The sequence below is a fragment of the Streptomyces cyanogenus genome (assembly GCF_017526105.1).
In the GTDB taxonomy this organism is placed as follows: domain Bacteria; phylum Actinomycetota; class Actinomycetes; order Streptomycetales; family Streptomycetaceae; genus Streptomyces; species Streptomyces cyanogenus.
In genome coordinates this window covers 7,608,802-7,624,750 of sequence record NZ_CP071839.1, presented here as the reverse complement: position 1 = coordinate 7,624,750, position 15,949 = coordinate 7,608,802, and the positions used below count along the sequence as shown (strand labels likewise).

Below are 15,949 nucleotides of genomic sequence, written 5' to 3'. Positions count from 1 at the left end.
CGGGCGCCGGGCCGCCCGGTCGGAGACCGATGACGGGAGGCCGGTGACCGGTCTCCGGTGGTTAGTGGCCGAATTCGGTGTCGATGAGTTCGAACAGGTCGTCGTCGGATGCGGAGGCGAAGTCCAGGTCCTCCTCGGTGTCCGGCTCGCCGACGTTCGCGGTGGACCAGGTGGTGAGCAGGCCCTGGAGCCGGGTGGCGACCTGGGCGCGGGTGGTGTCGTCGGGCGCGGTGCCGGCCAAGAGGGTCTCCAGCTTGCTGAGTTCGGCGAGCAGGGGGTGCGTGGTCGGAGCGGCCTGGTCGCCGGGGGCCAGCCGGTCGTGCAGGTAGCGGGCGAGGGCGAGGGGGGTCGGGTAGTCGAAGACGGCGGTGGCGGGCAGGCTGAGGCCGGTGGCCTCGCGGAGCCGGTTGCGCAGTTCGACCGAGGTGAGCGAGTCGAACCCGGCGTCCTTGAAGGCTGTTTCGGCCCTGATCTGGTCCGCCCCGGTGTGGCCGAGGACGGTCGCCACCCGGCCCTGCACCAGCTCCAGCAGCAGCGTCTCCCGCTCGGCCGGGGACAGCGCGGCCAGCTTGCGGGCGAGTCCGCCGGAGTCCCCGGCGCCGGTCCGGGCGGCCTTCCGGCCGGTCCGCACCAGGCCGCGGAGCAGGGGCGCGACACCGGCGCCGAGCGCGGCGTCGGCGCGCAGTGCCCGCAGGTCCAGTTTCACGGGCAGCACCAGCGCCTCGCCGGCCGGCAGGGCCGCGTCGAGCAGTTCCATCCCCTCCCCCGGCGTGAGCGGTACGACACCGCCGCGCCGGCCGGTCCGATGCGGTGCGGCCTCACCGGTGGCCGGATCCTGGCCGGTGGTCGGCTCCCACGGGCCCCAGGCCAGCGAGACGGCGGGCAGACCGGCCGCCCGGCGGCGGTGGGCCACCGCGTCGAGATAGGCGTTGGCCGCCGCGTAGCCGCCGGTGCCCGCGCCCAGGAAGACGGAGGAGGCGGAGGACAGCAGGATGAACGCGGCGAGTTGCGGGGCGAGTTCGCGGGTCAGCTCGTCCAGGTGCCGGACGGCCGTCACCTTGGGGGCGAAGACCCGGGCCAGCCGGTCCCGGTCCATCTCGCCGATCACCCCGGCGTCGAAGACGCGTGCCGCGTGCACGACGGCGGTCAGCGGGTGCGCCTGCGGTACGGCGGCGAGGAGCGCGGCGAGCGCGGCGCGGTCGGTGACATCGCACGCCACCACCGACACGTCGGCTCCCTGTTCCCCGAGTTCGGCGACGAGCCGGTCGGTGCCCTCGGCTGCCCTCCCGCGGCGGCCGGCCAGCACGAGATGGCGTACGCCGTGCCGCTCGACCAGGTGCCGGGCGACCTCGGCGCCGAGCGTCCCGGTGCCGCCGGTGACCAGGACCGTGCCCTCCGGGTCCAGCGCCGGTGTCCCGGAGCCGCCGGCCGGGGCCAGCCGCGCCAGCCGCGGCACGTACAGCGCCGTGCCCCGGACGGCCACCTGCGGCTCGCCGCTCGCCAGGACGGGACCTAGGTCGGTCTCGCCCGTCTCGGTGTCGACGAGGACGATCCGGTCGGGGTTCTCCGCCTGCGCGGCCCGCACCAGGCCCCAGACGGCCGCGCCGGCCGGGTCGGTGACCGCCGCATCGCCACCGGCGGGCACGGCACCCCGGGTAACCACGACCAGCCGGCTGTCCTCGGTGCCCTCCTCCGCCAGCCATGCCTGCACGGCCTCCAGTACCCGCCCCGCCAACGCCACGGGCGTGTCGTCGTCACCGGACCGCGCCTCGACCACCGTCGCCTCGGGCACCTCACCGGCGCCGGCCGCGGACGGCAGCTCGGTCCACTCCACCCGGTACAGCCCGTCGTCCGCGCCGGTACCGGCCGCCGTCGACAGCTGCTCGGCCGAGAGCGGCCGTAGCGTGACGGCCTCCGCCGTGACCACGGTGCCACCGGCCGCGTCGGCGGCCTCGACCGCCAGGGCGCCGGAGGCGGACCGCGCCAGACGCACGCGCAGCACGCCGGCGCCCTCCGCGTGCAGCGCCAGCCGGCTCCACTCCAGCGGCTGCCACAGCCGAGCGTCGTCGGCGGCCGAGGCATCGAGCAGCGCCGGGTGCAGGGCGGCTTCCAGCAGGGCGGGATGGATGCCGAACCGGGCCGCCGCGTCCCGCTGCCCGTCCGGCAGCGCGACCTCGGCGAACAGTTCCTCGCCGCGCCGCCACACCGCCCGCAGGCCCTGGAAGACCGGGCCGTACTCGTAGCCGTGCCGGAGCAGCCGCTCCTCGGCACCGGTCAGGTCCTCCGCCTGCGCGCCGGGCGGGGGCCAGGCGGCGAAGTCGAAGGCGCCGGCCGTCGCGGGAACCGCACCGGTGAGGCTTCCGGTGGCGTGCCGGGTCCACCCGTCGGCGCCCGTCTCACCTACGGCATCCTCCCGCGCGGAGTGAACGGTCACCGCACGACGGCCTTCCGCGTCCGGAGCCTCGACCGTGACCTGCATCCGCACACCGCCCTGCTCGGGCATCACCAGCGGCGTCTCGATCAGAAGCTCCTCCACGACCCCGCACCCGACCTCGTCACCGGCCCGTACGGCCAGCTCCACCAGCGCGGCGCCGGGCACGACGACCACTCCCCCGATCATGTGATCGGCCAGCCAGGAGTGCGTGCGCAGGGACAGCCGGGAGGTGAACACCAGCCCGTCCGACTGCGGCAACGGCACCACCGCACCCAGCAGCGGGTGGTTCGCCGTGCTCTGTCCGAGGGCGGCGGCGTCGGTGGCGGGGGCCATGTGCAGCCAGTAGTGGCGGTGGTCGAAGGCGTACGTGGGCAGGTCCACGTGCGCTTCGGTGGCGCCCTCCGGAAGGATCGCCGCCCAGTTCACCGTCGTGCCGCGTACGAAGAGGTGGGCCACGGCCGTGAGCAGGGTCTGGGCCTCGCCGCGGTCGTCGCGCAGGGCGGGCACGCTCACCGCGTCCTCGCCCGCCGATTCCGTGATCGCGCCGGTCAGCGCACCACCGGGGCCGAGCTCCAGGAACACCGAACCGCCGCAGGCGGTGATGCCGTCGGCGAAGCGGACCGGGCGGCGGACGTGGTCGACCCAGTACGCCGGGTCCGTCAACTGGCCCGGCACCGCGAGCCTTCCGGTCACATTGGACACCACCGGGATGGACGGCTCGTTCCACGCCAGCCCCTCCAAGGCTGCCGTGAAGTCGGCCAGCATCGGCTCCATCAGGGCCGAGTGGAAGGCATGCGAGACGGTGAGCCGCTTGACCCGGCGGCCCTGCTCACGCAGCTTCTCCGCCACCGCCACAACGGCCGTCTCATCGCCGGACAGCACGACCGATCCGGGTGCGTTCACCGCCGCCAAGTCCACGCCGTCACCGAGGTGTTCGGCGACCTCGCCCTCACTCGCGGCCACCGCGACCATCGCACCACCCGTCGGCAGGGCCTGCATCAGCCGGCCGCGCGCGGCCACCAGCGCCGCCGCGTCCTCCAGCGACAGCACCCCCGCCACATGCGCCGCGACGACCTCGCCGATCGAGTGCCCGGCCACCACGTCCGGCCGTACGCCCCAGGACTCCACCAGCCGGAACAGCGCCGACTCCACCGCGAACAGACCGGCCTGCGTGAACACGGTCTGGTCCAGCAGGTCCGCGTGATCGAAGATCGCGTCCTTGAGGGGGAGTTCCGCGTTGAGCTGTTCGTCCAAGGCCGCACACGCATCGTCCAGCGCCCGCGCGAACACCGGGTACCGCTCATACAACTCACGGCCCATACCGACTCGTTGCGAGCCTTGCCCCGGGAACACGAACACCGTCTTGCCGTCGGCATCCGACCCGGTGACCACGAGCGGCGTCGTCTCCCCGTCGGCCAGTGCCCGCAGCCCGGCCACCGTCTCCTCACGCGACCCGGCGACGACCACGGCCCGCTCCGAGAGCACCGCCCGCCGGGACGCCAGCGCCCCCGCCACGGCCGCCAGCGGCGCATCGGTCCCACCGACGAACGCGGCCAACCGCCCGGCCTGCCCCGCCAGCGCACCAGCGCTCCGCGCCGACACGACCACCGGCACCACACCGTCGACCGGAGCCGGCGGCTCGGCGGCGGGCTCCTCCGGCGCCTGCTCCAGGATCAGATGGGCGTTGGTACCGCTCAGCCCGAAGGAGGAGACACCGACCCGGCGGGGACGTCCGGTCTCGGGCCAGTCTCGGGCTTCGGTGAGCAGTTCGACCGCTCCGGACGTCCAGTCGACCTGGGACGACGGAGCGTCCACGTGCAGGGTGGGCGGCAGGACGCCGTGTTGCATGGCTTCCACCATCTTGATCACACCGGCCACGCCGGAGGCGGCCTGGGTGTGACCGATGTTGGACTTCAACGAGCCCAGCCACAGCGGGCGTTCGCGGTCCTGGCCGTAGGTGGCGAGCAGTGCCTGCGCCTCGATCGGGTCGCCGAGGACGGTGCCCGTGCCGTGCCCCTCCACCGCGTCCACGTCCGCCGGAGTCAGCCCGGCGTTCGCCAGCGCCTTGCGGATCACCCGCTGCTGCGAAGGACCGTTGGGAGCGGTCAGGCCGTTGGACGCACCGTCCTGGTTCACCGCACTGCCCCGCACCACCGCCAGCACCCGGTGACCCTTGCGCCGCGCCTCCGACAGCCGCTCCAGCACGACCACACCCGCACCCTCGGCCCAGCCCGTGCCGTCGGCCGCATCCGCGTACGACTTGCAACGTCCGTCCGAGGCCAGACCCCGCTGCCGGGAGAACTGGACGAAGGCGCCGGGGCTGGACATGACGGCCGCGCCGCTGGCCAGGGCGAGGGAGCACTCGCCGCCGCGCAGCGCCTGGGCCGCGAGGTGGATGGCGACCAGGGAGGACGAGCAGGCGGTGTCCACGGTCACGGCCGGGCCTTCGAAGCCGAACACGTACGACACCCGGCCCGAGGCCACGCTGCTGCCGGCGCCGGTGGTGACGAAGCCCTCCAGTTCGGCGGGAATGTCGCCGCCGGAGCCGTAGCCCTGGCCCATGAGGCCGGAGAAGACGCCGACGTCCGTGCCCTTCAACGACAGCGGATCGATGCCCGCCCGCTCCAGCGCCTCCCAGGACGTCTCCAGCAGCAGCCGCTGCTGCGGGTCCATCGCCAGCGCCTCACGCGGCGAGATCCCCCAGAAGCCCGCGTCGAACAGGCCCGCCTCGTGCAGGAAGCCGCCCTGGTCGACGTAGGAGGTGCCGGCCTTGTCGGGGTCGGAGTCGAACAGTCCCTCCAGGTCCCAGCCGCGGTCGTCGGGGAAGCCGGACATCGCGTCCCGGCCCTCGAACACCAACCGCCACAGCTCCTCGGGGCTGTTGACACCACCGGGCAGACGGCAGGCCATGCCGACGATCGCGATCGGCTCGTCCGGGTCGGCGAGTGTGACCGCCGGGGCCGGGGTGTCGGCGATCGCGGCCGTCGTCTCCCCCAGTTCGCCGTGCAGGTAGCGGGCCAGGGCGAGCGGGGTCGGGTGGTCGAAGACCACGGTGGCGGGCAGTTTGAGGCCGGTGGCCTCGCGGAGCCGGTTGCGCAGTTCGACCGAGGTGAGCGAGTCGAACCCGGAGTCACGGAACGCCGTGTCGTGCTTGATGCCCTCCGGACCGGAGTGGCCGAGCACGGTCGCCGCGTGCGTCCGCACCAGGTCCAACAGCAACGTCTCCTGCTCCGCCGTGTCCAACCCGGCGAGACGGCGAGCCAGTTCCCCGGTGCCGTCGTTGGCGGCTGCCGCCCGCGCGACCTGCCGGGCCACCTTGACCAGGCCGCGCAGCAGGGGCTGTACACCACGGCCGGCTGCGGCATCGGCACGCATGGACCGCAGGTCCAGCTTGATCGGGACGAGCAGGGGGTCGCCGGTGCGCAGGGCCGCGTCGAACAGCTCCAGGCCCTCGTCGGGGGCGATGGTCTGACTGCGGCTCCGACTCACCCGGGCCTGGTCGGCGGTGTCGAGGTGGGCGGTCATTCCGGTGGCCTGCTCCCACAGACCCCACGCCAACGACACACCCGGCAACCCGGCGGCCCGCCGACGCTGCACCACCGCGTCCAGATACGCGTTCGCCGCCGCATAGTTGCCCTGCCCCGCCGAACCGAACACCCCCGCAGCCGACGAGAACACCACGAACGCGCCGATGTCCGGGGCGAGTTCGCGCGTCAGCTCGTCCAAATGCGCAACCGCGTCGACCTTCGGCGCGAACACCCCGGCCAGCCGCTCCGGGGTCAACGCACCGAACACACCGTCGTCCAGCACACCCGCCGTGTGCACCACACCCGACAGCGGACGCTCCACCGACACCGAAGCCAGCAGCCCGGCCACGGCCTCCCGCTCCGACACGTCACACGCCACCACGGACACCGACTCGGCACCCAGCCCCGACAGCTCGGCCACCAACCCACCGACACCCCCGGCCGCCGAACCCCGCCGACTCGCCAGCACCAGATGCCGTACCCCATGCCGCACCACCAAGTGCCGAGCCACCAAAGCACCCAGCACGCCCGTACCGCCCGTAATCAGGACCGCCCCCGCCGGGTCGAAGCGCGGAGCCCCGGTGTCGTCCTGTGCCGCGGGCGCGGTCGCCCGGGCGAGCCTCGGCGCGAACAGGCGGGTGCCGCGGACGGCGATCTGGGGTTCGCCGGTGGCAAGGACGGCGGCGAGCAGCAACTCGACGTCGGTACCGGCGGGCGTGTCCGTGTCGAGCAGGACGATCCGGTCCGGGTTCTCCGCCTGGGCGACCCGGATCAGGCCCCAGACGGCCGCGGCGGCCGGGTCGGTCACGGCCTGCTCGCCGGCGGCGGGCACCGCACCCCGGGTGACGACGACCAGCTGGGCCGCGTCCAGACCCGGGCCGGCCAGCCACGCCTGGACGATCTCCAGCACGCGGCCCGTCAGGGCGAGCGCCGCCACTTCGTCCGGCGCCTCGGTGCGGCCGGCTTCCAGCACTACCACCGGGGGCACACCCGAGCCGTCCCGCAGCGCGGCCACGTGCGCGGGCTCGGTGATCGGCACCCAGGCGGGCGGCAGGTCCATGCCCGGCTCCGTGCTGCCGGGCAGTTCCGTCCACTCCACGCGGAACAGGGAGTGCCGGTTGTCGTCGGCCGTGGCGCCGAGCTGGTCGGCGGACACGGCCCGGGAGACCAGCGACCGCAGCGTGAGCACCGGCGCACCGGTCTCGTCCGCCGCCTCCAGGGACAGGGCGTCGGGTGCGGACCGGGTCAGGCGCACGCGCAGCGCGGAGGCGCCGGCCGCGTGCAGGTGCAGCCCGTTCCAGCCGAACGGGAGGTGGACGCCGTTGCCGTCGTCGGTGCGGTTCTCGCCCACGGGGTCGGCGAGCGCCACGTCCAGCATCGCGGGGTGCAGCGCGGCGTCGAGGAGGGCCGGGTGGATGCCGAACCGGGCGGCGCCGGCCCGCTGGTCCTCGGGCAGCGCGACCTCGGCGAAGAGGTCGTCGCCGCGCCGCCACAGGGCTCGTACGCCCTGGAAGACCGGCCCGTACCCGTAACCGGCCGCCGCCAGCAGCTCGTAGCCACCGGAGACGTCCACCTTCCGGGCACCGGTCGGCGGCCACACGGCGAGGTCGGCGACCGGCGGGGCCGGGTCGGCCGGCGCCGGCGCGGTCAGGGTGCCGGTGGCGTGCCGGGTCCAGGCGTCGCCACCGACGTCTCCGCCGGCGTCCTCGGGCGCCGAGTACACGGCGACCGTCCGGGAACCCGTCTCCACCGGGCCGCCGACGGCTACCTGGAGGCGTACCCCGCCGTGCTCCGGCAGCACCAGCGGTGCCTCGATGACCAGTTCGTCGAGGACTCCGCAGCCGACCTCGTCACCGGCCCGCACGGCCAGCTCCACCAGCCCGGTTCCCGGGACGAGCACTGCCCCGCCGACCGCGTGGTCCGCCAGCCAGGGATGCGTGCGCAGGGACAGCCGGGACGTGCACAACACACCGCCGGTCTCGGGCACTTCGACCACGGCACCGAGCAGGGGGTGGTCGGCGCCCGCCTGCCCGAGGGCGGCGGCGTCGGCCGCGGGGGCGGGCTTGAGCCAGTAGTGACGGTGGTCGAAGGCGTACGTCGGCAGGTCCACCTGCACGGCATCCGCACCGGCGGGCAGGACACCCGTCCAGTCCAGCTCCACGCCCTTGACGAACAGCTCGGCCATCGACGTCGACAGCCGTCGCACACCGCCCTCTTCACGGCGCAGGGAGCCGCTGACGACGGCCTCCGTCCCCGTCTCGTCCACGATCTCGTTCACCGGCTGCACAAGGACCGGATGGGCGCTGGACTCGATGAACACCGAGTGGCCCTCGGCGAGGAGAGCGGCGATGGCAGGTCCGAAGCGGACCTGGCTGCGCAGGTTCCGGTACCAGTAACCACCGTCCAGGACACCCGTCTCGCGCACCCACTCCCCGGTGACCGTGGAGAAGAAGGGCACCAGCGGTGCCTGGCTGCGGATGTCGGAGAAGGCTTCCGCCAAGGCCCCTTCGATGGCCTCGACATGGCGGGTGTGGGAGGCGTAATCCACCGCCACCCGGCGCACCCGTACACCGTCGGCTTCAAGAGCGGCGAGGGCTTCGTCCAACGCTTCCGCGTCTCCGGCGATCACCACGGAGGAAGGGCTGTTGACGGCGGCTATTTCAACCCGGCCGTTCCAGGCGGTGATCCGGGAGGCCGCCTCCGCCTCGGACAGCGCCACCGACGCCATACCGCCCCGGCCCGCCAACCCACCCGCGATCACCTGACTGCGCACGGCCACGATCCGCGCCGCGTCCTCCAGCGACAACGCACCAGCCACACACGCAGCCGCGATCTCGCCCTGCGAGTGCCCGACCACCGCGTCCGGTACGACCCCGACGGAGGCCCACACCGCCGCCAGACCCACCATCACCGCGAAACTCGCCGGCTGCACCACATCCACCCGCGCCAGCAGATCGACGTCACCGCGAAGGACAGCCGTCAGGTCCCAGTCCACCCAGGGCTCCAAAGCCCGGGCACACTCCCCGATCCGCTCCGCGAACACCGGCGAGGACTCCAGCAACTCCCGGCCCATCCCCAGCCACTGCGAACCCTGACCCGGGAACACCAACACCGTCCGCCCAGGCGCACCCGCGGACCCGAGCACCACGGCGGGGCTGTTCTCACCCTTGGCCAGCGCGCTCAGCCCGGCCACCGCCTCCTCCCGGGACCCGGCGACGACCACGGCCCGCTCCGACAGCACCGCCCGCCGGGCCGCCAGCGCCCCCGCGATCTCGGCCGGCAACGCGTCCGTGTCCCCGGCGAAGGCCGCCAGTCGCTCCGCCTGGGCCGACAGCGAGCCCGGCGACGCCGCCGACACCACCAGCGGCACCACACCGTCGTACGCCTCAGGTGCGGCGACCGGCTCCTCCGGTGCCTGCTCGAAGATGAGGTGGGCGTTGGTGCCGCTCAGGCCGAAGGAGGAGACGCCGACGCGACGCGGACGGCCGGTGTCCGGCCAGTCCCGGACCTCCGTGAGGAGTTCGACGGAGCCGGCCGACCAGTCGACCTGGGGGGTGGGTTCCGTCACGTGCAGGGTCGGGGGCAGGACACCGTGTCGTAGCGCCTCGACCATCTTGATCACGCCGGCGACGCCGGCGGCGGCCTGGGTGTGGCCGATGTTGGACTTCACCGAGCCGAGCCACAGGGGCTGTTCGCGGTCGCGGCCGTAGGTGGCCAGCAGGGCCTGGGCCTCGATGGGGTCGCCGAGGGCCGTGCCCGTGCCGTGTGCCTCCACCGCGTCGACGTCCGTCGTGGACAGTCCGGCCGCCGCCAGCGCCCGGCGGATCACCCGCTGCTGCGAGGGACCGTTGGGGGCGGTGAGCCCGTTGGAGGCGCCGTCCTGGTTGATCGCGCTGCCCCGCAGTACGGCGAGGACGCGATGGCCCTTGCGGCGTGCCTCCGAGAGGCGTTCCAGGACGACCACGCCGACGCCTTCGGCCCAGCCGGTGCCGTCGGCGGTGGAGGAGAAGGCCTTGCACCGGCCGTCGGGGGCGAGGGCCCGCTGCCGGGAGAACTCCACGAAGGTGCCGGGGGTCGCCATGATGGTCGCGCCGCCGGCCAGGGCGAGGGAGCACTCGCCGCCTCGCAGGGCCTGCGCGGCCAGGTGCATGGCGACCAGCGAGGAGGAGCAGGCGGTGTCCACGGTCACCGCGGGGCCCTCGAAGCCGAAGACGTACGACACCCGGCCCGAGGCCACGCTCACGGCGGACCCGGTGGCCGTGAAGCCGCCCAGCTCGGGCGGGATGTCGCCGCCGATGCCGTAGCCCTGGGTCATCACGCCGGAGAACACGCCGACGTCCGAGCCCTTCAGCGCGGACGGGTTCACGCCCGCCCGCTCCAGCGCCTCCCAGGACGTCTCCAGCAGCAGCCTCTGCTGCGGGTCCATGGCCAGCGCCTCACGCGGCGAGATGCCGAAGAAGCCCGCGTCGAACAGGCCCGCCTCGTGCAGGAAGCCGCCTTGGTCGACGTACGAGGTGCCGATGTTCTCGGGGTCGGTGTCGAAGAGGTCGTCCACGTCCCAGCCGCGGTCGGCGGGGAAGCCGGAGATCGCATCGCGGCCCTCGACCACCAACCGCCACAGTTTCTCGGGGCTGTCGACACCGCCGGGCAGCCGGCAGGCCATGCCGACGACGGCGATCGGCTCGTCCGGGTCGGCCACGACGACCGTGGGAGCCGCCGCGCCGAGGGCGTCCCCGCTCGGCCCCGCCAGTTCGTCGCGGAGGAAGCGGGCGAGGGCGAGCGGGGTCGGGTAGTCGTAGACGAGGGTGGCGGGGAGGCTGAGCCGGGTGGTGTCACGGAGCCGGTTGCGCAGTTGGACGGCGGTGAGCGAGTCGAAGCCGGCGTCCTTGAACGCCTTGTCGGCCTTGACCTTCTCGGGGCCGGTGTGACCGAGCACCGTCGCGACATGGGTGCGGACCAGGTCCAGGAGCAGGGTCTCCTGCTCGGCCGGGGTCAGGCCCGCCAGCCGGCCGGCCAGGCCGCTGCCGCGTCCGGCGGCGATGCGGGCGGCGGCACGGCGGCTGTGCGGTATCAGTGTGCGCAGCAGGGACGGTATGTCGCCGCCGGCTGCGGCCTCGGCGCGTACCGCCCGCAGGTCCAGCTTGATCGGGACGAGCAGGGGGTCGCCGGTGCGCAGGGCCGCGTCGAAGAGGTCCAGGCCCTCGTCGGCGGCGATCGCCTGGAATCCGCCGCGGTTCATGCGGGCCTGGTCGGCGTCGTTCAGGTGGGCGGTCATGCCGGTGGCCTGCTCCCACAGACCCCACGCCAACGACACACCCGGCAACCCGGCGGCCCGCCGACGCTGCACCACCGCGTCCAGATACGCGTTCGCCGCCGCATAGTTGCCCTGCCCCGCCGAACCGAACACCCCCGCAGCCGACGAGAACACCACGAACGCGCCGATATCCGGGGCGAGTTCGCGCGTCAGCTCGTCCAGATGCGCAACCGCGTCCACCTTCGGCGCGAACACCCCGGCCAGCCGCTCCGGGGTCAACGCGCCGATCACACCGTCGTCCAGCACACCCGCCGTGTGCACCACACCCGACAGCGGACGCTCCGCCGACGCCGAGGCCAGCAGCTCGGCCACGGCCTCCCGGTCCGACACGTCGCACGCCACCACCGACACCGACTCGGCACCCAGCCCCGACAGCTCGGCCACCAACTCCTCGGCACCCTCGACCGCCGGTCCCCGCCGGCTGGCCAGCACCAGATGCCGTACGCCATGGCGCTCCACCAGGTGCCGGGCCACCAGAGCGCCCAGGGAGCCGGTGCCGCCAGTGACCAGGACCGACCCGGCCGGGTCGAAGGCGACCGGCGTGTCCTCCTGCATGGGGCGGGCGAGCCTCGGCGCGAACCAGCGGTCGCCACGGAGGGCTGTTTGCGGTTCGCCGGTGGCAAGGACTGCGGCGAGCAGCGACTCGTCGTCGGTGCCGGGGGGCGTGTCCGTGTCGAGCAGGACGATCCGGTCCGGGTTCTCCGCCTGGGCGACCCGGATCAGGCCCCAGACGGCCGCGGCGGCCGGGTCGGTCACGGCCGCGTCCCCGCCCGCGGGCACCGCACCCCGGGTACGCACGACGAGGCGCGTGCCTTCGAGCCGGGGCTCTGCCAGCCAGGCCTGGACGAGGCCCAGTGTCCTGCTGGTCAGCGTCAGCGCGGCGGTACCGTCCGCGCCGTCCGCGACGCTGTCGAGCACGGCGGCGGCCGGCAGGTCGGCGCCGGCCGCCAGCGCCGTCACCTCGCTCGGCTCGGTCAGCGCGATCCAGTCCGGTACCGCCCGGGCCGGCCGGGGTGCGGGCAGCTCGGTCCACTCCACGCGGAACAGCGCGTCGGCCGCGTCCGGGGCGGGTCCCGCCGTGGTGAGGCGGTCCGCGGGAACGGGCCGCAGGGTCACGGCGTCCGCCGTCAGCACCGGGCCGCCGGTCTCGTCGGCGGCCTCCACCGACAGGACACCGGCGGTGGACCGTACGAGCCGGGCCCGCAGCACCGTGGCGCCCGTGGCGTGCAGGACGACCCTGTTCCACTCCAGCGGCTGCCACACCTGCGCGTCGTCGCCGGCGACGGCCTCCCGGACGGCGGGGTGCAGGACGGCGTCCAGCAGTGCCGGGTGAACGCCGTACCGGTCGGCCTCGGTGTGGTCGTCCTCCGTCAGCGCGGCCTCGGCGAACAGCTCGTCTCCCCGCCGCCACAGACCGCGCAGCCCCTGGAAGAGGGGGCCGTAGGCGTGGCCGTGGGCGATCAGCTCGGCGTAGAGGTCGTCCGGCTCGGCCCGCTGGGCGCCGGGCGGTGGCCAGGCGGTGAAGTCGAAGGCGCCGCCGGTCGCGGTCTCGCCGGTGGCCGGCGCGAGGATTCCGGTGGCGTGCCGGGTCCAGGTGACCTGCTCGCCCGCCCCGGTGGTGTCGTCGGGGGCCGCGTACACCTCCACGCTGCGGGCGCCGGTCTCGTCAGGCCCGCCGACGGTGATCTGCACCCGTACGGCACCCTGCTCGGGGACGACCAGGGGTGCCTCGACGACCAGCTCGTCCAGCACCCCGCAGCCGACCTCGTCACCGGCACGGACGGCCAGCTCCACCAGCCCGGCGGCGGGCACGACGACCACTCCGCCGACGGCGTGCTCGGCCAGCCAGGAGTGCGTGCGCAGGGACAGCCGGGAGGTGAACACCAGCCCGTCCGACTGCGGCAACGGCACCACCGCACCGAGCAGCGGGTGCCCGGCGCCGGCCAGCCCCAAGGCCGCCGCGTCGACCACCGACTCCGACATCCGAAGCCAGTAGTACTGGTGGTCGAAGGCGTACGTCGGCAGGTCCACGTGGGCTTCGGTGGCGCCCTCGGGGAGCACGGCCGCCCAGTCCACGTGCGCACCGTGCACGAACAGTTCCGCCACGGACAGCAGGAGCGTCCGCGTCTCACCGTGCTCGTCGCGCAGGGCGGGGACACTCACCGCGTCCTCGCCCGCCGATTCCGTGATCGCGCCGGTCAGCGCACCACCGGGACCGAGCTCCAGGAACACCGAGCCGTCGGAGGCGGCGATGCCGTCGGCGAAGCGGACCGGGCGGCGGACGTGGTCGACCCAGTACGCCGGGTCCGTCAACTGGCCCGGCACCGCGAGCCTTCCGGTCACGTTCGATACGACGGGGATGACGGGCTCGTTCCACGCCAGCCCCTCCAAGGCTGCCGTGAAGTCGGCCAGCATCGGTTCCATCAGGGCCGAGTGGAAGGCATGCGAGACGGTGAGCCGCTTCACGCGGCGGCCCTGCTCGCGCAGCTTCTCCGCCACCGCCACAACGGCCGTCTCATCGCCGGAGAGGACAACCGACCCGGGTGCGTTCACCGCCGCCAAGTCCACGCCGTCACCGAGGTGTTCGGCGACCTCGCCCTCACTCGCGGCCACCGCGACCATCGCACCGCCCGTCGGCAGGGCCTGCATCAGCCGGCCCCGCGCGGCCACCAGCGCCGCTGCGTCCTCCAGCGACAGCACCCCCGCCACATGCGCCGCGACGACCTCGCCGATCGAGTGCCCGGCCACCACGTCCGGCCGTACACCCCAGGACTCCACCAGCCGGAACAGCGCCGACTCCACCGCGAACAACCCGGCCTGCGTGAACACCGTCTGATCCAGCAGGTCCGCGTGATCGAAGATCACATCCTTGACCGACTGCTGCAGGCCGAGCTGCCCGTCCAACGCGGTGCACGCATCGTCCAGCGCCCGCGCGAACACCGGATACCGCTCATACAACTCACGGCCCATACCGACCCGTTGCGACCCCTGCCCCGGGAACACGAACACCGCCTTGCCGTCGGCATCCGACCCGGTGACCACGGAGGGAGCCGTCTCCCCGGCGGCCAGTGCCCGCAGCCCGTAAACCACTCCCTCGCGGCTCTCGGCGACGACCACAGCGCGTTCGGACAGCAGCGCCCGCTGCGAGACCAGCGCTCCCGCGACGGCCGCCGGCGGCGCATCGGTGTCGGCGACGAACTCCGCCAGTCGCCCGGCCTGCCCCGCCAGCGCACCGGTGCTCCGCGCCGACACGACCACCGGCACCACACCGTCGACCGGAGCCGGCAGCTCGGCGGCGGGCTCCTCCGGGGCCTGCTCCAGGATCAGATGGGCGTTGGTACCGCTGACGCCGAACCCGGAGACGCCCACGCGCCGTGGCCGGTCGGTCTCCGGCCAGGGGCTGGTGTGGTGGAGGAGCCGGACGGCGCCCGCGTCCCAGTCGACGCGGGTGCTGGGCTCTTCGGCGTGCAGGGTGGCGGGCAGGATGCCGTGGCGCAGGGCCTGGACCATCTTGATGACACCGGAGACGCCCGCGGCGGCCTGGGTGTGACCGACGTTGGACTTCAACGAGCCCAGCCACAGCGGGCGTTCGCGGTCCTGGCCGTAGGTGGCGAGCAGGGCCTGCGCCTCGATCGGGTCACCGAGGACGGTGCCCGTGCCGTGGCCTTCCACCGCGTCCACGTCGGAAGGGGTCAGGCCGGCCGCGGCCAGGGCCTTGCGGATCACCCGCTGCTGCGAAGGACCGTTGGGCGCGGTCAGGCCGTTGGACGCGCCGTCCTGGTTGACGGCACTGCCCCGGATGACCGCCAGCACCCGGTGGCCCTTGCGCTGCGCCTCCGACAGCCGCTCCAGCACGACCACACCCGCGCCCTCGGCCCAGCCCGTGCCGTCGGCCGTGTCGGCGTACGACTTGCAGCGGCCGTCGGCGGCGAGGCCGCGCTGGCGGGAGAAGTCCACGAAGGTGTGCGGGGTCGCCATGACGGTGGCGCCGCCGGCCAGGGCCATGGAGCACTCGCCACGCCGCAGGGCCTGGGCGGCGAGGTGGATGGCGACCAGGGAGGACGAGCAGGCCGTGTCCACGGTCACGGCCGGGCCCTCGAAGCCGAACACGTAGGAGATGCGGCCGGAGGCGACGCTCCCCGCGCCGCCGGTGCCGGCGTAGCCCTCCAGTTCCGGCGGGAGGCTGCCGCCGAAGAAGTAGTCGACGCCCATGATGCCGTTGAAGACGCCGACGTCCGCGCCCTTCAGGGACAGCGGGTCGATGCCGGCCTGTTCGAGGGCTTCCCACGAGGTTTCCAGCAGCAGGCGCTGCTGCGGGTCCATCGCCAGCGCCTCACGCGGGGAGATGCCGAAGAACTCCGCGTCGAACAGGCCGGCGTCGCGCAGGAATCCGCCCTGGCGGGCATAGGTGGTGCCGGTCGTGTCGGGGTCGTCGTCGAACAGTGCGTCCAGGTCCCAGCCGCGGTCGGCGGGGAAGTCGGACACGGCGTCCCGGCCCTCGGCGACCAGGCGCCACAGCTCCTCCGGCGTCGTCACGCCACCGGGCAGCCGGCAGGCCATGCCGACGATCGCGACCGGCTCGTCCGCGTTCCGCCGGACCTGCCGGCGCAGGTCGTGCAGTTCGGTCGTGACGCGCTTGAGGTACTTGAGGAGTTCCTGCTCTGTGGCCATCTT

Annotated in this window: 1 protein-coding gene; it reads right to left on the bottom strand. The window is 74.0% G+C overall.

What is annotated here, in order from left to right; translation table 11 throughout:
• Positions 1-61 precede the first annotated feature (61 nt).
• Positions 62-15,946 (bottom strand): type I polyketide synthase, encoded by a 15,885-nt coding sequence (locus S1361_RS39555; protein WP_243769395.1) that lies wholly within the window; start codon positions 15,944-15,946, stop codon positions 62-64.
• Positions 15,947-15,949: the final 3 nt, after the last annotated feature.